Source organism: Chitinophaga sp. (genome assembly GCF_036569125.1).
Classification (GTDB): Bacteria; Bacteroidota; Bacteroidia; order Chitinophagales; family Chitinophagaceae; genus Chitinophaga.
Genome location: NZ_DATCRF010000845.1, coordinates 1 through 23084 on the forward strand (window position 1 = coordinate 1; position 23084 = coordinate 23084).

The 23084-nt window shown below is 48.8% G+C and carries 16 protein-coding genes; 14 read left to right on the forward strand and 2 right to left on the reverse strand.

The window, feature by feature from the left end; all coding sequences use genetic code 11:
* The 5 genes from VIM87_RS31165 to VIM87_RS31185 all read left to right on the forward strand — a co-directional run.
* On the forward strand, positions 1-1319 hold a 1319-nt coding region (locus VIM87_RS31165), incomplete at its 5' end, for a T9SS type A sorting domain-containing protein (protein ID WP_332000770.1).
* Between the two features lie 171 nt (positions 1320-1490).
* Positions 1491-1922 carry an Rrf2 family transcriptional regulator gene (locus VIM87_RS31170; protein WP_332000771.1) on the forward strand — a complete coding sequence of 144 codons (432 nt, stop codon included), beginning with the start codon at positions 1491-1493 and terminating at the stop codon, positions 1920-1922.
* A gap of 63 nt (positions 1923-1985) precedes the next feature.
* A complete protein-coding gene (locus VIM87_RS31175) occupies positions 1986-2348 on the forward strand; it encodes a group III truncated hemoglobin (RefSeq protein WP_332000772.1) in 363 nt (120 codons plus the stop codon).
* 34 nt (positions 2349-2382) lie between these two features.
* Positions 2383-4635, forward strand: coding sequence for a nitric-oxide reductase large subunit (locus VIM87_RS31180; protein ID WP_332000773.1), 2253 nt, complete (start codon positions 2383-2385; stop codon positions 4633-4635).
* A 178-nt stretch (positions 4636-4813) separates the two neighbouring features.
* Positions 4814-5680: an alpha/beta hydrolase gene (locus VIM87_RS31185; RefSeq protein ID WP_332000774.1), complete on the forward strand. Its 867-nt coding sequence runs from the start codon at positions 4814-4816 to the stop codon at positions 5678-5680.
* Positions 5681-5856: 176 nt separating this feature from the next.
* Here the strand turns inward: VIM87_RS31185 and VIM87_RS31190 are convergent, their stop codons facing one another.
* Positions 5857-6588: a GntR family transcriptional regulator gene (locus VIM87_RS31190; RefSeq protein ID WP_332000775.1), complete on the reverse strand. Its 732-nt coding sequence runs from the start codon at positions 6586-6588 to the stop codon at positions 5857-5859.
* A gap of 361 nt (positions 6589-6949) precedes the next feature.
* On the opposite strand from VIM87_RS31190, the gene VIM87_RS31195 reads away from it, so the two are divergent.
* From VIM87_RS31195 to VIM87_RS31235, 9 genes are all read left to right on the forward strand, one after another.
* On the forward strand, positions 6950-8149 hold the full coding sequence (locus tag VIM87_RS31195; RefSeq protein ID WP_332000776.1) for a GH36-type glycosyl hydrolase domain-containing protein: 1200 nt from the start codon (positions 6950-6952) through the stop codon (positions 8147-8149).
* A 403-nt stretch (positions 8150-8552) separates the two neighbouring features.
* Positions 8553-11624 carry a TonB-dependent receptor gene (locus tag VIM87_RS31200; protein WP_332000777.1) on the forward strand — a complete coding sequence of 1024 codons (3072 nt, stop codon included), beginning with the start codon at positions 8553-8555 and terminating at the stop codon, positions 11622-11624.
* A 65-nt stretch (positions 11625-11689) separates the two neighbouring features.
* The gene (locus VIM87_RS31205) at positions 11690-13195 is read left to right on the forward strand and encodes a RagB/SusD family nutrient uptake outer membrane protein (protein WP_332000778.1); all 1506 of its coding nucleotides are present in this window, start codon (positions 11690-11692) and stop codon (positions 13193-13195) included.
* Positions 13196-13350: 155 nt separating this feature from the next.
* Positions 13351-16236, forward strand: a complete 2886-nt coding sequence (locus tag VIM87_RS31210; RefSeq protein WP_332000779.1) for a glycoside hydrolase family 38 C-terminal domain-containing protein — start codon at positions 13351-13353, stop codon at positions 16234-16236.
* A 24-nt stretch (positions 16237-16260) separates the two neighbouring features.
* The gene (locus tag VIM87_RS31215) at positions 16261-18108 is read left to right on the forward strand and encodes a class I mannose-6-phosphate isomerase (protein WP_332000780.1); all 1848 of its coding nucleotides are present in this window, start codon (positions 16261-16263) and stop codon (positions 18106-18108) included.
* On the forward strand, positions 18105-19394 hold the full coding sequence (locus tag VIM87_RS31220) for an MFS transporter (protein WP_332000781.1): 1290 nt from the start codon (positions 18105-18107) through the stop codon (positions 19392-19394). The genes VIM87_RS31215 and VIM87_RS31220 overlap by 4 nt, the downstream gene beginning before the upstream one ends.
* Positions 19373-20254, forward strand: coding sequence for an ROK family protein (locus VIM87_RS31225; protein WP_332000782.1), 882 nt, complete (start codon positions 19373-19375; stop codon positions 20252-20254). Before VIM87_RS31220 ends, VIM87_RS31225 begins: the two co-directional genes overlap by 22 nt.
* 155 nt (positions 20255-20409) lie before the next feature.
* A complete protein-coding gene (locus tag VIM87_RS31230; RefSeq protein ID WP_332000783.1) occupies positions 20410-21279 on the forward strand; it encodes an ankyrin repeat domain-containing protein in 870 nt (289 codons plus the stop codon).
* 68 nt (positions 21280-21347) lie between these two features.
* Positions 21348-22412, forward strand: coding sequence for a winged helix DNA-binding domain-containing protein (locus VIM87_RS31235; RefSeq protein ID WP_332000784.1), 1065 nt, complete (start codon positions 21348-21350; stop codon positions 22410-22412).
* Between the two features lie 50 nt (positions 22413-22462).
* Here the strand turns inward: VIM87_RS31235 and VIM87_RS31240 are convergent.
* The coding region (locus tag VIM87_RS31240) for a phospholipase domain-containing protein (RefSeq protein WP_332000785.1) at positions 22463-23084 on the reverse strand (622 nt) is incomplete at its 5' end.

Below are 23084 nucleotides of genomic sequence, written 5' to 3' on the forward strand. Positions count from 1 at the left end.
GTGTTACCTATTATTTTCGTGTAGCCTCCAAGGATATGGCCGGTAATATTACCACCAAACCTTCTCTGAGCGCACCACCGTTAAAATTCACCCTGCCGGAAGCTCCCTGTGCTATTGACCGCACGGAGTTTAACCAGGGTAATCCGGATATAGGCGCTGCTGTAACTGCCGATGGCGGCGTAACCCTGCAGCCGGCATTAACGGAAGAATTTTTAAGCCTGGTGAAAACCATCCCGGAAGGCTGGACCGGCGCACGTTATAACAACGACGGTACTGCTGTTAATAACAACGGTGTTATCACGGCCAACGGCGTCCATATTTTTTCCAACAATCCTTTTGAGCCGGGATCTACCATGGAATTTTCCGCTATGTTTACCGCAGGCGCCTACCAGAACATCGGTTTTTCCATTGACCAGCCTTATGTGGATGGTCCCTGGGTAACCATTGGCCAGGGAGGCAGCGGTGATGGCAATATCTATGCACGGGCTTCCAACAATGTGGAAGTAAAGCTGGGCAGCAATTTGCTGGACGCCATGCACCGTTACAAGATCAAATGGAACGCTGCTAATTTTGAGTTTTATGTAGATGGCAGCGCCAAACCGGCCGCTGTTATTAATATGGCCATGACCTCAAAAATGTTCATCCAGATCAGCGACTATGCAAGCACAGACGGCGCTTTATCTATAGACTGGATGCATGTAGCGCCCTATACGCCCAGCGGCAGCTTTACCTCCCGCGTGTTTGATGCAGGCGATGCTACCGACTGGGGCGCCGTTACCTGGCATGCCGAAACACCGGCCGGCACCAGTGTAGCCATTTCCGTTAGCGCCGGCAATACGAATAATCCGAATGATGGTACCTGGCAGGCCTTTAAGCCCATTAACGCACAGGGCGAAGCCGCAGGTATCAACGGCCGTTACGTGCAATACAAGGCAACCCTGAAAACTACAGATACCAAGGTAACACCGGTATTGAAAGAGGTAGCTATTAACTGTAAAGGCAATGGCCGCATGACGGAAAAAGCCAAAGAATCCGTTAAACCGGCTGTTGCGGCAGCGCCTGCCAACAGTGGCCTTAATATTAAGGTGATGCCCAACCCCAGCGCCGATTATTTTGAGCTGGTAAGCACTACCCCTGTTAATGATAAGCCCCTGATGGTGAATGTGCTGGATAGCTACGCCCGTATTGTGGAAAGCCACCGTACGGTAACGCCTAATACCAATTTCCAGTTCGGGCAGGCATTATCGCCCGGCAGCTACTTCCTGGAAGTGATCCAGGGCAACCAGCGTAAAACGCTGAAGCTGATCAAGATCAAATAATAATAAGCGGAACTTCCGCTCTCTCTGTAAATAAGATCATAAGCACAGGCGCACTTGTTGCGCTTGTGCTTTTTTAATGCAGGCCGGTTCCCGGAATTATTTTCATAATAAAAGACTAAAAACTCTTTTATTATTTTTTTAGCCCTATCTTTGCACCGTAAACTAAAAGGAATGTTCTCAAAAACCTGTGAGTATGCTATCCGCGCCATGATCTTCATTGCACAGCAATCGAAGAGCGATGTGCGGGTAGGTGTGAAGGAAATAGCCAGAGGCATTGGCTCCCCCGAACATTTTATTGCCAAAATACTGCAGGACCTGAGCCGCAAAGGGCTGGTGCTTTCCCTTAAAGGCCCTACCGGCGGTTTTTACCTGGATAATAAAACCCTTAAATGCACCCTGGCAGATATTGTGAAAGCAATAGACGGCGACAAGCTTTTTTCCGGCTGCGGCCTGGGGCTGGAGTATTGCTCCGATGCCAAGCCCTGCCCCCTGCACCATGAGTTCAAAAAAATAAGGGAAGATATTTATAAAACCCTGCAATCCACCAAACTGGGTGAGTTTAACGATCAGCTGGCAAAAAGCATTGGATTCCTGAAAAGGTGAGTGCTTTTTTTTACAATAATAAAAGACAAAAAGGTATTAATATATTTTCTTAAAACCAGTATCATGAAAACAGATATCACTACGGAGGCCGATATAAAAAAACTGGTGTATACTTTCTACGATAAGGTAAGGCAGGATGAGCTGCTGGCGCCTGTTTTTAACAGTATTATAAAAGACTGGGAACCTCACCTGGAGATCATGTGCCAGTTCTGGGGCACCCTGCTGCTATATACCAAACAATACAAGTCCGATCCTATGAGCAAACACTTACCCATACCGCTGGAAAGGGCTCATTTTGACCGCTGGCTGCTATTATTCCATGCCACACTGGATGAGCTGTTTGAGGGCGAAGTAGCGGAAAATGCCGGAAAAAGGGCTACCAGTATTGCACGTATTATGATCCATGTAAAAAAGATCCCGAACTAACACAGCTCCCTGATTAACATATAATCTTACCAACATGACCGTACGAAAACTATGGATAGGACTTGCTTTGACCTTAATTTGCTCCTTTGCAGTCCTGATCTTCTTTGGAACCGACATTTACCGTAAGCTGCCGCCCATTCCCGGAAAAGTAGTGGATGAAACAGGCAACATCCTTTTCACCGGGCAGGATATTAAAGACGGGCAAAACGTATGGCAGTCCATCGGCGGGCAAACCGTGGGCAGCATATGGGGCCACGGCAGCTATATTGCGCCCGACTGGACCGCCGATTACCTGCACCGCGAAGCTGAAATAATGCTTAAAGAAATTGCTGCTGCAGATGGAAAGGTATATGCACAGCTGCCGGCCGATGAACAGGCCCTGTACAAAGAGCGCCTGAAAGAGAACATACGGCGTAATACATTTAACGAAGCGCAGAACAGTATTGTATTCTCTGCCGCACGCACAAAGGCGTTTCAGCAGCTCTCCGGGTATTACGCCGGTTTATTTATGACCGATCCGCAGTTTAACACGCTGCGCGGGCAGTATGCTATTCCCGAAGCCACTATCAAAGACCCGGAACGCATGCGTAAAATGAATGCCTTTTTTGCCTGGACCACCTGGGTATGCATCACAGAAAGGCCGGGCAGTAATATTACCTACACCAATAACTGGCCGGGCGATGAAACGGTGGGCAATGCGCCGGGCGCCGCTTTGCACCTTTGGTCAGGCTTCAGCATCCTGCTGCTGCTAAGCGGTGTGGCCCTCCTGATCTTATACCATGCAAAGAATAAAGATGAGGAAGCTGTGGCGCTGCCTGCTGCAGATCCACTGCGGGATTCACCGGTAACCCCTTCCATGAAAGCCACGCTGAAATATTTCTGGATCGTAAGCATTCTCATTCTGGTGCAAATGGCGGCCGGGGTTGTTACCGCGCACTATGGTGTGGAAGGCAGCGCCTTTTACGGACTGCCCTTAGATAAATTTTTACCGGCATCCGTATCCCGCAGCTGGCACGTACAGCTGGCCATTTTCTGGATAGCTACTTCCTGGCTGGCCACCGGCTTATATATTGCACCGGCGGTATCCGGTTATGAGCCGCCACTGCAGCGTTTAGGCGTAAACGTTTTATTCGGTGCGCTGGTGGTAGTAGTAGGCGGCTCCCTGGTTGGGCAATGGTTAGGTGTAATGCAGAAGTTAGGACTGGTAGAGAACTTCTACTGGGGCCACCAGGGTTATGAATACATTGAGCTGGGCCGCATATGGCAAATACTGCTGCTGGCAGGGCTGGTGATCTGGCTGGTGCTGATGTTAAGGGCCCTGCTGCCGGCCCTGCGCCGGCGCGATGAAAGCCGGCATTTGCTCACACTGTTTGTAATTGCATCCATTGCTATTGCTGTATTTTATGCAGCAGGTTTAATGTACGGGCGGCAAACACATATGGCCATCGCAGAATACTGGCGCTGGTGGGTAGTGCACCTGTGGGTAGAAGGTTTTTTTGAAGTATTTGCCACCGTGGTAGCAGCCTTCCTCTTTTGCCGCCTGGGCTTGTTGCACATTAAATATGCCACTACCGGGGTGCTGTTCTCCACCATTGTATTCCTGGCCGGCGGTATCATTGGTACCTTCCATCATCTTTATTTCAGCGCTACCCCTACCGCAGTTTTAGCCCTGGGCGCTACTTTCAGCGCGCTGGAAATAGTGCCGCTGGTGCTCATTGGGTTTGAAGCATATCATAACTACACGCTCAGCCGGTCCACCAACTGGATCAAAGCATATAAATGGCCTATTTACTGTTTTATTGCTATGTGCTTCTGGAACTTCCTGGGCGCAGGCATCTTCGGGTTTGCCATTAACCCGCCCATTGCCCTGTATTATATACAGGGGCTGAATACAACCGCAGTACACGGGCACACGGCTTTATTCGGCGTATATGGCATACTGGGCATAGGGCTGATGTTATTTGTGCTGCGTGGCCTGTACCCGCATAAACACTGGAACGATAAGCTGCTGGCATGGTCATTCTGGAGCATTAACATTGGCCTGCTGGTAATGGTAACCATCAGCATACTGCCCATGGGCATTTTGCAGGTAATTGCTTCCATACAGCATGGTTACTGGTATGCGCGCTCAGCCGCATTCATGCACACGGATACCATGCAGCTCCTGCGCTGGCTGCGGGTGCCGGGCGATATCATATTGGCTTTAGGGGAGGTATTGTTGGTCCTTTTTGTGGTTGGTTTGAAAACAGGGTGGTCGCTGAAGGGGGAACGGGCTGAAGGAATGTAAAATGTAAAATTCTAAATGATAAATGTAAAAGTGAATGCAGTGCTAATATATTGCTGCATTTACTTTTACATTTTAGATTTTACATTTATCATTTTACATTCTTTCGCTCCCCCTCCGTTTGTAACGGTTTTTTATTATTTTGTTTAGTCAATTCCCATCATCCTTTCAAACATTTTATATGTCCACGTATACCAGGTTTCTGCTGCAAACGCTTATCTGTTCCCTGTTCCTCGCTACTGCCATCGCTCAGGATACTCCGCAGGTGATCCATCTATGGCCCAACGGCGCACCGGGGTATGAGAACCGCCGTAATGAGCCGGAAGAGGCTAAAGACTATTATGTAAAAAATATACACAACCCTTCCATTACCGTGTACCTCCCGCCTAAAGAAAAAGCTACCGGCGCAGCGGTAGTAATATGTCCGGGTGGCGGCTTTCGTTTGCTGGTGTATAACTCAGAAGGTGTAGAGCCGGCCAGATACCTGAACAGCATAGGCATAGCGGCTATTATCTTAAAGTACCGTTTATTCCGGGAAGAAGGATCGCCCTATACCCTGGAAAAAGAGATCAGGCAGGATGCTTACCGCGCCATGCGCCTGGTACGCAGCCATGCGGCAGACTGGAATATTGATACCGCCCGTGTGGGCATCTGGGGCTTTTCTGCCGGTGGAGAGGTGGTAGCGCAGGTGGCTTATGCATCCGGTGCAGGCGATCCGCAGGCCAAAGATCCCGTAGACCGCTTGAATGGTAAGCCCAGCTTCCAGGTGCTCGTATACCCGGGGCCGTTAGGTGTGCCGGAGCAGGTACCGGCCAATGCGCCGCCTGCATTTTTAATTGCGGCTAATGAGGATGAGTGCTGTTCCGTACCTATTGTGCAGCTGCTGCAAAGGTACCGTGCTGCCAAAGTACCGGTGGAGGCGCACATCTTTGCCAATGGCGCCCATGCCTTTAATATGGGTTACCGCTCTAACTTACAATCGCTGAAAGCGTGGCCCCCGCTGTTAACCAACTGGCTGGCGGATAGTAATATTTCACCGAGGAAATAGTTGGCAGTTGCCAGTGGGCAGTTGGCAGTTATGAATACATTTACTGTAATGGATTTGTATTAGTAGTTGCAGTACTTCCCAATAAAACACCATGAACATATTTGCAGGAATAAGTTAGTATTGATTAGTTGCAGTTCCGGCTACGGACTGCCAACTGCCAACTGCCCACTAAACAACTAGTCCCTCCGGCTTTCCACCGTATACACAAAACTGTCTGCGCGGTAATAACCCAGGTTAAACTCAATGGGGCGCTCGCCCTGATCGTACACGAACCTTTTCCTGCAAAGGATAGGGCTGCCGGTTTCTATTTCCAGCTTACCGGCAAGGAATTTGTCGGCCGACTTGGCAGAGATCTCCTCTTTGGAAAGTGTGGCCGTAACCATGTAATCTTTTTCCAGGATATCGTACAGCGGGCGTTTAAAATCCTCTTCTCCTGAAAGTCCTACCCGTGGATGAAAGTAGGAGATAAAATACACGAAAGGCCCTTCCGCCTTACCCCGCAGCCTTTCCAGCTTCAGGATCTTTTTGCTGGTGCTGATGTCAAAAAAATTGGCCACTGCTTCATCCGGTGTTACCCAGGTTACATGCAGCTCAAAGTTCTTGATCATAATTCCCCGGGCATTCATTTCCTGTGTAAAACTGAGCCAGTTCTTTGACTTGGAGCTGATGGTAGGTTCCGCTACTTTGGTGCCCACCCCCTTTTTGCGGATCAGCAATCCCTCATATACTAATTTGTTGAGTGCCTGCCTTAACGTGGATCTGGAAATGGCAAGCTGTTTGGCTAACTGTACTTCATTAGGTAAAAATTTTCCATTTGCATACTGCGGGTCCCTGATGATTGTACGCAGTAAATTCTCCGCCTGCACGTGCAGCGGCAAGGGATTTTTGTGGTCGATACTAAAATTCATGTTCGCTAACGGTCGAGGTACAAAATAATGAAAATATCATAGTAGGCATATGAAAGAGTATGATAGTATGTATGATCAAAGTTAAGGGAAACAGCAGGAATATAAACTAACAAATATTATCCACTCCCATCTAAATAATTGATTATCAAATTTATAAATACCAAACCGCACGATTTAACTTATTTTTAAGAATTCTTGCAAAAGTTAATTTATGTTTATATGTTTGTACATAATTAAAGGGGCCATGCAAATGAGGCGCATCTTTACGATTCCCGTTATTACCATATTTTTTTTCTCTTTTTTGCTAAATGGTTTTACTGGGTTCACACAGAGCAGGAACAATACTTTAGCCACATCCATTTTGGCGGATCACCGCTTAGATACGATCCAGGCAAGAGCATTACGTTTACTTACAGGGTTTGCTGCAGGCACTTCCTATGGGGAAGTATGGATCCGCGATTTCAACACCTTCATTAAAGGATCATTACAGGTACTTCCAAAAGAAAAAGTAAAGGAAATGCTGCTGCTGTTCTTTAAAATGCAGGGCAGCGATGGTAATATAGTAGACGGCGTAATTGACGCCCGCAAAGCCAACGGCGGTTATCAATACAGGTATTCAAAGCTGGCGCCCGGATGGGCAGCGCATAAGAACACGGTAGAAACGGACCAGGAATCATCCCTGGTGCAGGCTGTCAGAAAGTATATTGACGCTACCGGCGACCATTCCATTCTCCAGGAAAAAATAGGCGACAGCACCGTATTACAGCGTATGGAAGCAGCTTTCAGCTACCTGCTGAAAGAAAGGTACTCCGCTAAATATGGTCTTATCACCGGCGCTACCACCATTGACTGGGGAGATGTGCAGCCTGAAACCGGCTGGGGCGTAGCCATTAACAACAAAACAAAATGGAGCATTGATATTTACGACAACGCCATGTTCGTAATAGCTGTGCAGGATTTCCTGGCCATGCAGCCAAAGGAGTACCGCGCATCCAAAGACTGGAAAAAGATAGCCGCAGATATCCGCCAGCATGTACGCATGAATCTGTGGCAGGCCGGTAAGCAAAAATATATTCCACACCTGTACCTGAACGGCAGCCCGTTCTCAAACACATTTAACGAACAGGAGATCTTATATACCGGCGGCACCACCTGTGCCATACTTGCCGGCTTTCATGATCATGCGGAGATTGCAGCCCTCAACAAACAAATGGTAGCAGCTGCAGCTAAAGAAAAATATGCTACCATTGGTATCACAGTATACCCGCCCTACCCGGCCACGGAATTTCCGAACATGAAACCTTACGTGTATCAGAATGCCGGCGACTGGACCTGGTTTGGCGGCCGCATGATACAGGCGCTTATTGCCAATGGATTTATAGAGGAAGCCACCCATGAGCTGGATCCCATCCTGGAAAGAGCTTTAAAGTATAAAGGCTTTTACGAGTGGTATGATGTGCAGACCGGTGAGCCAAAGGGCTCAAAAGATTTCAGAGGGGAGGCAGGTGTTTTGTTCGATGCTATTACGTCATTAAAACAATGGGCAGTACAGCATAAATAAGCTGGCTACGTTATAGAAAGGATAAAATTTGTTATTTAAATATCTCGTTAAGGAAGGATTGAACTTGTTATTGAGCGTCTCGTTAGGTATTGGAGCATCCCGTTAGGTATTTAAGGCCGGAAACTGTTGAACGTTATTCTTAGATCGATCGCGTCATCTCGTAACTGAAATTGGAAACTATTAGAAACGAAACCAAAGCTTAAACCAAAGTAATATTTATTCATAAGCCAGATCAAGCAAACTATTGCAGAAACAATAGCTATTGAACTCGTGAACTGTTGAATATTTTCTGAAACCAAATTCCGTCATCACAAACCAAAGTTAGAAACCAGGCTAAAAATCAAAGTAACATCTATTCGTAAACCATTTCAAGCAATCTATTCGTAAAACCAAAATACCTGTTATGAAAAGAAAGTTTATCTATTATGCCATTGCATGCATGCTGCTCTCCATAAATGCAATGGCCCAGCTTAAGGTAAGCGGGCGGGTTACCAATGCCGGCGATAAAACGCCATTGCCCAATGTAACCATACAGATAAAAGGTACCAGCAACGGTACCATTACCACTGAAAGCGGCACCTTTACCATACAGGTACCTGATGCCAGCTCCGTATTAGTTTTCTCCTTTACGGGTTTTACCAGCAAAGAAGTAACCGTAGGTAATCAAACCAACATCAGCGTAGCGCTGGAAGAATCAGCCAGCCAGCTGAATGATGTGGTGGTGATCGGTTACGGTTCTGCCAAAAAATCTGACCTGACCGGTTCAGTGGCTTCTGTAAAAGCAGAACAGCTGATGGACAGGCCCGTACCCAACGTATCACAGGCCCTGCAGGGTAAAGTAGCTGGTGTGGATGTAAACATCAACAGCAGCGCTCCCGGCCAGGTGGCTAAGGTGCGTATCCGCGGTATTGGCTCCATTAACTCTAACATTGATCCGCTGTACGTAGTGGATGGAGTAATTGGTGTGGATGCAAATGCGCTGAACCCCAGCGACATTGCCTCCATTGAAGTGCTGAAAGATGCATCTTCCACTGCTATCTTCGGTGCACGCGGTGCAAACGGTGTGATCATCGTAAGCACCAAACGTGGCGTACGCGGCCAAACCCGTGTAAGCTATGAAGGCAATGTGAACGTAAGTGAGCTCTACCGTCACCTGCCTACACTGAACTCAGATGAGTTTGTAAAAACATATAACCTGGCTTTTGCCAATGCTACCAAATTCGATCCTGATCATGGTACCTGGGCGCCGGACAAAGCGTTGAACCACACTAACTTCCCCCTGTTGTTTGATGCAAACGACAAACCGTTGTACAACACCAACTGGGAAAAGGAAGTGTACAAACCGGCTATATCCCACAGCCATTATATTAACGTACAGGGTGGTAGTGAAAAGTCTTTATTCAGCTTATCAGCGGGTTACCTGGATCAGGATGGTCTGATGACACAATCCTGGTTCAAACGTTATTCTACCCGTTTAACCTTTGATAATGATGTGAACAAATGGCTGAGCGTAGGTGGTAACGTTTCCGTTATTTCCAGCAAACAACGTGTGGTATCTGAGAGTAACGGCGCGCTGAACGTACCCCGCATGGTGAGTGAAGAAGTGCCCATTTTACCGGTAAAGTATCCTGATGGCAGCTGGGCAGGCAACTTTGATATTGCCGGCCTGGAAGGCGGTCCCAACCCGGTACACATTGCAAATAACAGGTACACGCTCAACAACAATCTGCAGGCTATTGGCGATGCCTACCTGAACTTTCATATCACCAAAGACCTGGATTTTAAAACAGACTTTGGTTATAACCTCAACTCTCTGAAGACTAACTATTTCTCTTCAGCTGATCTGCCTCACTTATCACAAGACCAGGGCGGTGTTGCTATCATTACCAACAACACCAACACTTACTGGCAGTCTGAAAACTACCTGACCTGGAATAAGAAGATCAACGAACACCAGCGCATGACCGCCCTGGTGGGTATCTCTTTCCAGCGGTATAACAACGAAAATTTCAATACGGAAGAACAGAACTTCATCAGTGATTTCTTCCAGTATCATAACCTGGGTGCAGGTTCCGTACGCCAGGCCATTGGTTCCGGCGATTATCAGTGGTCCATGAACTCTTACTTTGCGCGTGTTACCTATAACATCAACGAAAAGTACCTGTTCACCGCAACCGGCAGGTATGACGGTTCTTCCCGTTTTGGTGAGAACAATAAGTACGCTTTCTTCCCCTCAGTAGGTGCAGGCTGGAACATCAGCCAGGAAGAGTTCATGAAAAAGGCAAGCTGGATAGATCTGCTGAAACTGCGTGCCAGCTACGGTATTTCCGGTAACCAGGAAATTGGCCAGTATCTTTCACAGCCGCAGACCGTTGCTGATAACACTCCGCTGGGAGGCGCCAACGCATCCATTCTGCTGCCCGGTTACATTGGTAACCCGGATCTGAAATGGGAACGCTCCCTGCAGTTTGATGCCGGTTTGGAATTTGCCATCTTTAACGGCCGCATTAACCTGAACCTGGACTATTACCGCCGTACTACTAAAGATCTGCTGCTGCAGGCGCCCATTCCCTGGTCTGCCGGTATGCGCACTGCCAACGTTTACCAGAACGTAGGTTCCGTACGTAACAGCGGTATAGAAGTGAACCTGCAAACAGTAAACGTTAAAAGCAAGAACTTAACCTGGACCACCAACTTCATCTTCACCTCCAACAAGAACGAGATCCTGAACCTGAACCGTGGTAATGCAGACATTTTCCCTGGTCCTAACTTCCTGGGCCAAACCAACGTACTGCGCGTAGGCCAGCCTATCGGCTCCTTCTATGGTATGACCCGCCTGGGCACCTACAGCACCGACGAAGCAGCTGAAGCAGCACAACACAGCCTGCTGCCCGGCGACCGTAAGTATATTTACAATGCAGATGGTACTCCGTACTACAGCATCATAGGCCGCGCCTATCCGAAATGGACCGGTATGTTCAGCAGCACCCTGAAATACAAGAACTGGGATTTCTCCTTCGACATCCGTATCGTACAAGGCGTAAATGCTGCCGCAACTTTCAAACACTCTACAGAAGACCGTCAAACACTGGCCAACAGCCTGAAAACTGTACTGGATGCCTGGACACCTGAGCACCAGAACACTATGATCGCACAGGTACGCAGCTACAAATTCACACAGGACTCTCACTTTGATACCTGGTGGGTTGAGGATGCATCTTTCATCCGCGGTCAGAACTTTACGCTGGGCTACAACTTCCCCGAATCTATGTTCGGCCGTACGAAGATCAACCGGTTACGTGTATACGCCAGTGTACAAAACCTGTTCGTGATCACAGACTACACCGGCTATGATCCGGAAGTTGAAACTTTTAACACTACTTACGGCTCTAACAGTGCGTTTTCACAAAACCTGGATTTCTTCTCCTACCCCCGTCCCCGCGTGTGGAACCTGGGTGTATCACTGGGCTTCTAACAGCTAAGTGAAACGGATGCAATGATGTTCATTTAAAACCAAGTGAAAACAAAAACTTAAGAAAAATGAAAACAGTAAAAAACATATTATTAGCGGCGCTGGTGTTAACGGGCGTTTCCTGTAAAAAGTTCCTGGAAGAAAAGCCTACCGGCTTTATTAAACCCGGCACCCCGCTTTCCGGCACTAAAGTGGCACACGCATTTGCCAATGGCTGCTACGAAGATCTGCAAGGTTTTCTGGCCGGGCAGGATGGTTCCTACGGTGGCAACACCTATAACCTGATGGAGTTTATGACCGGTAAGGCCAACAGCGACCTGGGGCAAACCGGCTATGTAACCTTCCAGAACCTGAGCTACGGCGCCACCTCCTTTTACGTGGATACCTGGTGGAGACGCCTGTTCCAGGGTGTAGGCGCCTGCAACTCTGCGCTGGAAAATCTGCCTAATGTTACTGATGTACCGGACGCAGATAAAACCAATATGCTGGCAGAAGCCCATGCCCTGCGCGCTTTATACTACTTCTGGCTGGTACGTATGTACGGCGCGGTACCCATGGTAACCACCGTACCTAAAACTGCAGATGAAACTTACGTTGCCCGCACACCGGCAAAGGATATTTATGATAAGATCATTATTCCTGATCTGCTGGAAGCTGAAAAATCAACACTGCCCTGGTCAGATAATACCGGTCATATATCCATGGCTGCTGTTCAATCCATCCTGGCAGATGTGTACCTGACTTACGCAGGCGCAGCTATTAATGGTGGTGCAACTAACTATGCCGAAGCTGCCAAACATGCCAAGCTGGCTATTGACAACGGCGGCGCTTCCCTGTTCACTGAATACAGGGATATGATTAACCCGGCCAATAAGAACAAGGGAGAATTTATTTTCCAGGTACAGTACGATGCCAGCATACCTTCTAACAACCCGCTGACAGCGCTGCTTATTCCGAACTACTCCGGGATCTCTCAGTACTCAGATGAGTATGGTTCTGTGTATCCCACCAACCAGTTCATTGCATCTTTCCCTGCGGGCGATAAGCGTGTACAGGAGCGTCAGTTCTTCTTTACAAAGTATAAAAGCAAGAGCGGTACAGATACCATTACGTTCCGTCATCCTTACATTTATAAATACTTTGATTCATCTGCAGTAGTTAACACTGCCAAATCAAACCTTAACTACACGCTGTACCGCCTGGCCGATGTATACCTGATGTATGCAGAAGCATCTAACCGTGCAGAAGGCGGGCCCAATGCCGATGCAATTAAGTATGTAAACGCCATCCGCGCACGTGCCAAGCTGGCGCCCATTGGTGCTTTAGGACAGGCTGCCTTTGAGCAGGAAGTATGGCTGCAGCGTTATTATGAGCTGTGCTTTGAGAACAAGATGTGGTTTGATATGATACGGACGCGCAAAGTACATAACGATGTTACCGGCGCCTGGGATAATTTCATTGGACACAAAACCGTGTTCAACGCTACGTTTGCAGAAAAGCAATTACTGTTCCCGCTTCCCAAACAGGAAACGGATGTGAACCCTGCTATTTTGCCTAACAATCCTGGCTTCTAATATTGTTCATACAAAGTGTAAAAAGCCCACCGGAATCCGGTGGGCTTTTTTGTTTTCCGTACTTGTCTGTTTCCGTCGAAAATCCCCATAAATAAAGAATTTTAGTTGGAGAAGTGCGAATATGTATATATGTTTGTACATATACAACTGCACGTATGAAACCAAGACTGTTTAACCTGGTTGCGCTCATCTTTTTATGCGGTACTGCCGCTTATGCGCAACAACAACCCTCCTTTACTTCTGTTGCCTTACAGCCCACTACTGCTTACCTGCAGCATAATGGCAAAGCATGCAGAATGGTGCGGCTGGTATTTCACGGCGGCCTTAGTTATACAGGCGGACAGCTGTATGTTTCATTCAACGGCTTGCAGGACAGTTTGCCCATAGCCGCTGCAGCAGCAGGTTTAAAAGATTATGAAATTCCTTTACCCGGCACGCCTGTTACAAAGGATGAGCAGGTGTATGTACGTTATACTTCCGGCGGGCAGCAGTACAGCGCCCGCTGCATAGTATCGCCTGCACGTACGGACTGGAAGGTATATGTAATGCCGCACTCCCATGTGGATGTTGGCTATACCAATGTGCAGTCAAAAGTGCTGGCCATTCACATGAATAACATTGATGAAGCCATTAAGATAGCAGAACGTTCCGCCGCTTATCCTGCAGAAGCGCGTTTTAAATGGAATACCGAAGCCATTTGGGTGGTAGAGCATTACCTGGCTTTATCTGATGAAGCAAAACAGCGCCGCTTCTGGGATGCCGTTAAAAAAGGATGGATAAACCTGGATGGCGGTTACGGCAATATTAACACCAGCGCCACCAGCGCTGCGCAGCTCATGCATATGTTTTACACCGGCATTCGTTTGGGTAAGGAGCATGGCGTAACTGTTAACTCTATGTTCCAGGGCGATGTGCCAGGCGCTTCCTGGGGCCTGGCCGCACAATCGGATATTACCGGGGTGCATTATTTCCTGAGCGCGCCCAATGCATCGGACCGTATTGGCATGGCAGACCAGTGGCGCGATAAACCTTTTTACTGGCAGTCGCCTTCCGGCGGGCAAAAGCTGCTGTTCTGGCAATCCTCCCCCTACTCCATCGGTTACCAGATCAAAGGCGATAAAATTCCTAACTTTTTCACGATAGAAGACCCCAAACCTTTTTACACCGGCCATCCGGAAGAAAATTTCCTGAACCCCTTTTTGTTCGATTACCTGGCCAGGCTGGAGCAAAAAGGGTTTCCCTACAACATGACCTTACTCACCTGGGCTATGAGTGATAATGCACCCATTGATCCGGAGCTGCCCGAAGCAGTAAAAGCCTGGAATGAAAGGTATGCATCTCCCAAACTGATCATCACCTCTGCCAAACAATTCTTACAGGATTTTGAAAGCGCCAATAAAGATAAGATACCACTGGTAGCCGGCGACTATACAGAGTTCTGGACAGATGGTATTGCATCTGCTGCACGGGAAACAGGTATTAACCGCAATGCCTCCGACCGCCTGCAGCAGGCCGGCGCCATCTGGGCATTACGGGGCAAGCCCAATTACCCGGCCGCTGATTTTGATACCGCCTGGACCAACATCATTATGTTCAACGAGCATACCTGGGGCGCCTACAACAGCGTGTCGCAGCCGGAAGATCCCAAGGTGATATCCCAATGGAATTACAAAAAAGCATTTGCATTAAATGGAGCCGCACAAACCAATGCGCTGCTTACAAAAAGTGAGGCAGGCGAAGCCACCACTACCAGTGCGGTAGATGTGTTCAATACGCTTTCACAGCGCCGCACAGAGCTGGTAGTGGTGCCTGCCTCACTGAGCAGCGCAGGCGACCTGGTAAAGGATCATAAAGGCAACAAAATGCCTTCCCAGCGCTTAAGCAGCGGAGAGCTGGCGTTCCTGGTACAGGATATACCGCCTTTTTCCAAACAGCGTTTCACTATTCAAAAAGGAGCCGCCTATATAACGGACAAGGCTACTGTAAAAGACAACACCTTACAGAATGGTATTTATACCATTACCCTGGATGAGAAGACCGGCAACATCATCCGCCTGCAAAAGAAAGGGAGTACTGTAAACCTGGCCGATTCGGCAGGGCTGAACCAATACACTTACCTGCCCGGCGATTCCGCTGAGAAGATACAATACGCTGCCAATGCCCGCATACAGGTAAAGGAAAAAGGCCCGCTGGTAGTAAGCCTGCTGGTAAATACGGCTGCACCCGGCACTAATGGGCTGCAGCAGGAAATTAAGCTGGTAGCAGGTATTGACCGTGTGGAGCTTATTAATACTATTGATAAACAAGCCATCGGCAACAAGGAAAGCGTACACTTTGTATTTCCTTTCCACGTGCCCGGCGCGCAGGTACGCTACAGCATTCCCTGGGGCAGCATTACAGCAGAAGCAGACCAGCTGCCTTATACTAACCGTAACTGGTACACGCAGCAGCGCTGGGTAGATGTATCCAATAAAGACATGGGCGTTACCTGGAGCAGCCCGGATGCGCCCCTGTTTGAAATAGGCCGCTACCCTACCGCCGGTTTAATCGGTGGCCTGCACTTTTCTCCCTTATGGCGCTCTTTTACCGAGCAGCAGCCGGTTATTGCATCCTGGGTAATGAATAACCTATGGCATACCAATTTCCGCCGCGATCAGCAAGGCCCGGCCACTTTCCGCTATTACCTGCAGGTGCACAAAGCCTATGATGCAGTAGCCGCCAATCAATACGGCCTGGCCAACCACCAGCCGCTGGTAGCTGCAGCAGCCACCGGCGCCGCAGAAGAATCATTGTTCTTCAACATAAATGCACCTGCTGTTTATGTTGAAAATATAAGCCCGGCCCGCGATGGTAAAGGCGTGCTGCTGCAGCTGGTAAATGCCGCTGCAGCACCGGCATCTGTAAGCCTGCAGCCTGCAAAAGAACATACCGTATTAAACATTCACCAGAGCAATCTGCTGGAAGAAGACAGCAATGAATTAGGCAGCACATTTACCATGCCTGCCAAAGGAATTATGATGATACGCGTAACAACCCATTAAAAACAACTGACAGGTACTACACTCATGGATATAACAACACAGGGGCCGCTTATGAATAGTGGCCGGGATAAGCAGCTGGAATGGAGAGAAAGCTCACAACCCTTATTGCCGCTGCACAACAACAGGCAGCCGGCTAAGGGTTATAATATTTACCCAACACATACGCTGGGCACCGGAAAGATCTTTACCGGCTATGCCACACTGGCGGCCTGGATAGCCACACAATCCATAGTGCTGATAGATGGCTATACAGGTATTTTCTGGGATGCTGTGCAACAGGCATTAGACCAGGAGCTGCAACAGCAGGGCCTGCGCGTAAAATGGCACTATACCGCACCATTGCTGAAACCAGCGCAGGAGGTACAGCAATTAGTAGCACCCTTTATTGGTGAAGCAGGGGATGTTTGGGGCACAAGAGCCACGCTTACATTAACAGACTTCTTTCAGCCCGGGGCGCTCAATACCCCGCAGTTCGATACCAGCTCCATTCATATAGTGATCGGCACCGGCGCTGCCTTAACGCATACACTGGCGCCGGTGATTTATTTAGACCTTCCAAAGAATGAGCTGCAATACCGTATGCGTGCCGGCGCCGTTACCAACCTGGGTAACACGCAGGTGGAAGCATACAGTGAAATGTACAAACGCGCCTATTTTGTGGATTGGGTGGTGCTGAATGATTATAAACAATCATTGGGCGAACGCATTACCATTATGGCAGATACCCAGTGGCGCAATACGCTCAGCTGGATGTTTAACGCCGGTCTGCAGGCAGGCATTGAAAGCATAAGCCGCAATACTTTCCGCGTACGGCCCTGGTTTGAAGCCGGCGCCTGGGGCGGGCAATGGATGAAGGAACATATCCCCGGCCTGAACCGGGAGGAAACAAATTATGCCTGGTCTTTTGAAATGATAGTGCCGGAGAACGGAGTCATATTTGAAAGCGATCATAACCTGCTGGAAATTCCTTTTGAATGGCTGATGTTTTACCAACATAACGCTATTTTAGGCAGGCATGCCCCTATTTTCAGATACGAGTTCCCCATCCGTTTTGATTTCCTGGATACGTTTGATGGTGGTAACCTGTCCATACAATGCCACCCTGCCCTGCAATATATCCGCGACAATTTTGGAGAGAACATTACGCAGGACGAAACCTATTACATACTGGATTGTAAGGACGATGCCGGTGTGTACCTGGGTTTTCAGGAGGGAATAAACCCGGCCGCTTTCCGCAACGCGCTGGAAAACAGCCGGGATAACCAGCAGCCCATTAATATTACCGACTACGTGCAGCTGCACAAAGCAGCAAAGCACGATCTGTTCTTAATACCTAACAGCACCATACATAGTGCGGGTGCCAATAATCTGGTGTTGGAGATCAGCGCCACACCGTATATTTTTACATTCAAAATGTATGACTGGTTAAGGCCGGGCCTTGATGGTAAGCCCCGGTCCATCAGCATAGACCATGCATTCAACAACCTGGATTTCAGCAGGCAGGGAGCGCTTGTTACGCAGCAGTTACGATCCATACCCACGACTATTAAAACGGGTACCGATTGGCAGATTGTGCATGTGCCTACCCATGCTGTTCACTTTTATGACGTTCACCGTTTGGAGTTTGATACCACCATTACCGTATCTACCGGCAACTGCTGCCTGGTGCTGATGCTGGTAGAAGGCACTTCCATTAACGTAACTACTGCCGGCGGGCAAACAACGGAATACCATTATGCGGAAACCTTTGTAATACCTGCAGCAGCAGATGTTTGCACCTTTACCAATAACGGCAGTGAACGCGCAAAAGTGGTACAGGCTTTTTTAAAACCGGAACACCCGCTCTTTAGCGATCTTATTTCAAGAAAATGACACGATCATCAACGCATAACAACCTGGCGCTTACCACGCTCATAGCCTCTCTGGGCGGTTTCCTTTTTGGTTTTGATATGGCCGTGGTATCCGGCGTGCTGCCTTTTGTACAGCAGCAGTTTGACCTCTCGGCCGCACAGCAGGGCTGGTTTGTATCCTCCGCACTGGCAGGCTGCATTATTGGGGTGATCTTTGCCAGTGACCTCAGCGACCGGCTGGGGCGTAAAAGGCTTATGCTGCTGGCAGCCTTATTATTCCTGTTTGCAGCTATTGGCTGCACGTTCATACCCGCATTTGCCTGGCTTATAATGGCGCGCATCTTTGGCGGCATGGCAGTAGGCATTGCCTCCAGCGTGGTGCCTTTATACCTCTCTGAAATAGCGCCGGATCACCAGCGCGGGCGGCTGGTTACTTTTTACCAGCTGGCAATTACCATCGGTATTTTTATTGCTTACCTGAGTAACGCACTGCTATTACAATATGCATCAGAAGCAGGCGGGCTGGCCCTGTGGCGTAAAATGTTCGGCGTAGGTATTATACCTGCTATCCTGTTCCTGCTGGGCGTAACCATTATTCCTGAAAGCCCGCGCTGGTTAAAACAGCAGCAGGAAAGCGCCACAGCGGCTGCACCTACCAACAGCGGTTACGGGCAGCTTTTTGCGCCGGCTTACCGCCGTGCGCTGCTGATAGGCATCTTACTACCGCTGTTCTCACAGTTCAGCGGTATTAATGCCATTATTTATTACGGGCCTACCATCTTACACCAGGCCGGCATTACCATCAGCAACTCTTTATTAAGCCAGCTATTCTTTGGCGCAGCCAACGTTTTCTTTACGCTGTTTGCCATATGGAAAGTAGATAGCTTAGGCAGAAGGCCCCTGTACCTGTGGGGTACTGCAGGTGCAGCTGTTAGCCTGGTATTAACGGGCATTTGTTTTTACACCGGCGCTACCACCGGCATTTACCTGCTGCTGTGCGTGCTGGCCTTCCTGGCTTTCTTTGCCTTTTCCATAGGCCCGCTGAAGTTTGTGATAGCAGCTGAAATATTCCCGGATCATATCCGCGCCAAAGCATTATCCTTCAGCATAATGGTTATGTGGGTAGCAGATACTATTGTGGGGCAGCTAACGCCCATGCTTTTAAATGGCATCGGCACAGCGCCAACCTTCTGGTTCTTTGCGCTGTTCTGTGTACTGGCATTTATTACGGTTTATAAATTGGTTCCGGAAACCAAAGGACAATCCATAGAACAAATTCAGGCACATTGGAACAAAGTAATGCATTAAACAGCCGGCACCCCGTAGTGCTGGGAGCAGATATTGGCGGATCGCACATCACTACCGCATTAATAGACCAGCAGCGCAGAACGCTGGTGCCAGGCTCTTTTCACCGCGAGCAGGTAAATGCCCAGGGCACTGCGCCGGAGATCATACAGGCATGGGCCAGGGTAATGCGCTTAAGCATGCAGGCAGCCGCAGGCGTGCAGCAGATAGGCATTGCCATGCCCGGCCCTTTTAAATATGAAGAAGGTATTTCCCTTATTAAAGGTTTGCATAAATATGAGGCGTTGTATGAGCTGAATGTAAAAGAGCTGCTGGCGCAGGAGCTGCAGCTGCCGGCATCAAACATTAAAATGGCCAACGACGCGCAGTGTTTTTTACAGGGCGAGCTATATAACGGGGCTGCCAAAGGCAGGCTGAATGCCATGGGCTTTACGCTGGGCACCGGCTTTGGATCGGCCATAGCGGAAAATGGTATCGTGCGGGATGCCGCTTTCTTTGATACGCCTTTCCTGGCATCCCGGGCAGAGGAATATTTCTGCGCCCGCTGGATCATGCGGCGGTACCAGGAGCTAAGCGGGCAAACCGCTAAAAATGTAAAGGCCATTGCAGATGTGGCGCAAACAGAACCGGCCGTAGCAGCCCTGTTCCATGAATTTGGCGCTAACCTGGGCGCCTTTATAGCTACTTTACAACCCGCACCCGAGCTGGTGGTGCTGGGCGGAAATATTGCGCAAACCTTTCCCTTATTTAAAAGCGGCCTGCTGGAAAAAATGCAGGCAAACAGTTTATCCACGTCATTTGTGCTATCAGCGTTAGGGGAGCAAGCCTCCCTTTTTGGCGCTGCCGGAATGCTGCCTGCATAAGGCAGCATTTCTACATTTTTTGTTGTGCATGAAAATTGCTACATTTCTACCGGATGGTAATATGCCATCCGGTATTTTTATTTACAGCACATGCACCCCAGATCTTTGCCAACTGACTGGATTTAATGTTCGTGTTCTTCTATCAATTTTGTGTTATGGACAAACCGGAAATTCCACATCCCCTATTCCGTGAGGCCATTGCGGCTATAGATGCAGGAGATACCACTGCGCTGGAGAAATTGCTGGCGCAACATCCGGAAATAGTGAGCGAGCGGCTGGACATGGCCACGGAGAACTACTTCCAGCAACCTTACCTGTTATGGTTCATTGCAGATAATCCCATCCGCAGGGGTACCCTGCCCGATAATATTACAGACAGCGCTGCTGTTATTATACGCGCTATTCAGCAGCATGCGCCGGATACCCTGCAACGGCAGGTCAATTATGCCTTAGGCCTGGTGGCCACCGGCAGCACGGCCCGTAACTGCGGCGTACAGCTGCCGCTGATGGATCTTTTACTGGATGCAGGCGCGATAGCCAACGGTGCGCTGAGCGCATTAGCGAATGGCAATGTATCGGCAGCCAAACATTTACTGGAACATGGGGAAGCCCTTACCCTGCCGGTAGCCGCCTGCCTGGGAATTGCCGACAGCGTGGAACGGCTGGGGCCTGATGCCAGCAAAGAAATAAGGGAAGTGGCTTTAGCAGCTGCCGCCTATTACGGGCAAACAAACATTATTTCCCTGCTGCTGCAAATGGAGCTGGATATTAACGCCTTTCCGCACGCAAAATGCAGCTTTCATGCCCATGCCACGGCCCTGCACCAGGCCGTGTCTTCCGGCTCGCTGGATACTGTAAAGATCTTAGTGCTGGCAGGCGCCCGGCTGGATATTAAAGACAAGATCTTCCAGGGTACGCCTTTAGACTGGGCAGAATACCTGCAGAATGAAGAGAACCACAACACCGGCTGCACCAAACAGCAATTTGCCCGCATTGCCAGTTACCTGCGTACTGCTGCCCAATAGTTTTACTGCTGACATAGGGCTGTCAGCCAGGAAGCTTAGCTTTGCAATGAACAAACGTAAACCACTATATGAAAACTACCGCCTTACTGGACCTGCGCCTGGCAAATCAACAGCTGTCAGCACATAATTTTACAAAACCGGAGGAGGTAGTAGCATGGATGGGCGCCCTGCAGTCGCAGGAATATGCACAGTCGCAATGGGCCATAGGCGCACGCCTGCCAGGTTTGCAGGAATCAGACATAGAGCAGGCGATTGCAGAAAAACGCATCACCCGCACCTGGTGTGTAAGAGGCACCCTGCATTTAGTGCATGCTGATGATGTACACTGGATGTTATCCCTGCTGGGACCGCGTATTATAAGCGGTGCTGCCAGCCGTTATAAAAGCCTGGAGCTGGATGAAAGAACCTTAAAGAAGACCCAAACCATTCTTTCCCGTACACTTAAAGATCATGAACCGCTTACGCGGGATGAGCTGACCGCTATATTTGATAAGGCAGGCATTGAAGCCAAAGGAGAACGTTTAACGCATATCCTTTACCACGCAGCAATGAACCAGCTGATCTGCATTGGCCCTAAAAGAGGTAACACCCCTACCTACACCCTGCTGCATGCACCAGCTGTTAAACCTTTTAAAGACCGCCCTGCTGCAGTTGCCGAACTGGCAAAAAGATATTTTTTAAGCCATGGTCCGGCTACTGTAAGTGATTTTATTTTATGGTCGGGCCTTCCCATTAAAGAAGCCCGCGAAGGACTGGAAGCGGTGAAACCGCTGCTTACTTCCTTTATACTGCAGCAAAAAGAATACTGGATGAACGCAAAACAACCGGCCATCGCAAAACCAGGCCTGTATTGCCTGCCCGGCTTTGATGAATATGTATTAGGCTATGAGGACCGGAGCCATTTTTTACCCGCGCAGCACAAAAGCATGGTATATACAACCAATGGCATCTTTAATCCCGTGATCGTACATAAAGGCACCATCATTGCCAGCTGGCAGCGTACCTTTAATAAAGACAGCGTAATAGTAACCTTAAAACCATTCCAACCTTTACCCCCCGCCACGCTGAAAAAAATAACTACCGCATTACAACCCTACGCTGCCTTCTGCAACAAAAAACTATCTATACTATAAAATCAAAGGGCCTCTCTACGAAGCCCCTTTTATTAATTATTAATTATTCATTAAACAGCGCGGCCCATAAACGGATCCGTAAAGCTCTCCTGCCCCGTCTCTACCCTGCCGGCATAACGTTTTTCAAACACATCATAACCATTGATCTTAATGCTGAAATCGTACCAGCCATGGCTGCTCTTCAGCGGCAGCACTATGTTAGCTGTATCGCCTTTAGCTACTGCCTTTGCTACATCGTTTGTTTTGTAAGCATGATCTTTAATAGCTACCTGCAGGGCTTTGGCCGCATCCTGGTTAGTTATTTTCACCACCACATTACCGGTAGGCTTTTTTGTTCTGGTATCCTGCTCATACTCCACAGCCACCTGTATGGCCGGGTCCTGCGCATTGCCCATCAGCTCCCGGTAAAAACCATTGGGGCCGTATAAACGCAAATGATATTTATTATTTTCAAACGCCTGCAAAGGCCATTCGTAGGTAATGCTGTCGCCGGCTTTTACGGCAAAGGCCCAGTTACGGGAAATATCAGTTATCCCTTTTTCATCTTTGAAGGTTCCCGGTGCATATACCGTAAAAGGCGAGCCTGCAGCATTTTTACCAAACACCTGGTTGCCGGCGCTCATTTTCAGCGTTACCTGTTTTTTATCTGCCGTGCAGGCGCCTTCTGCATAC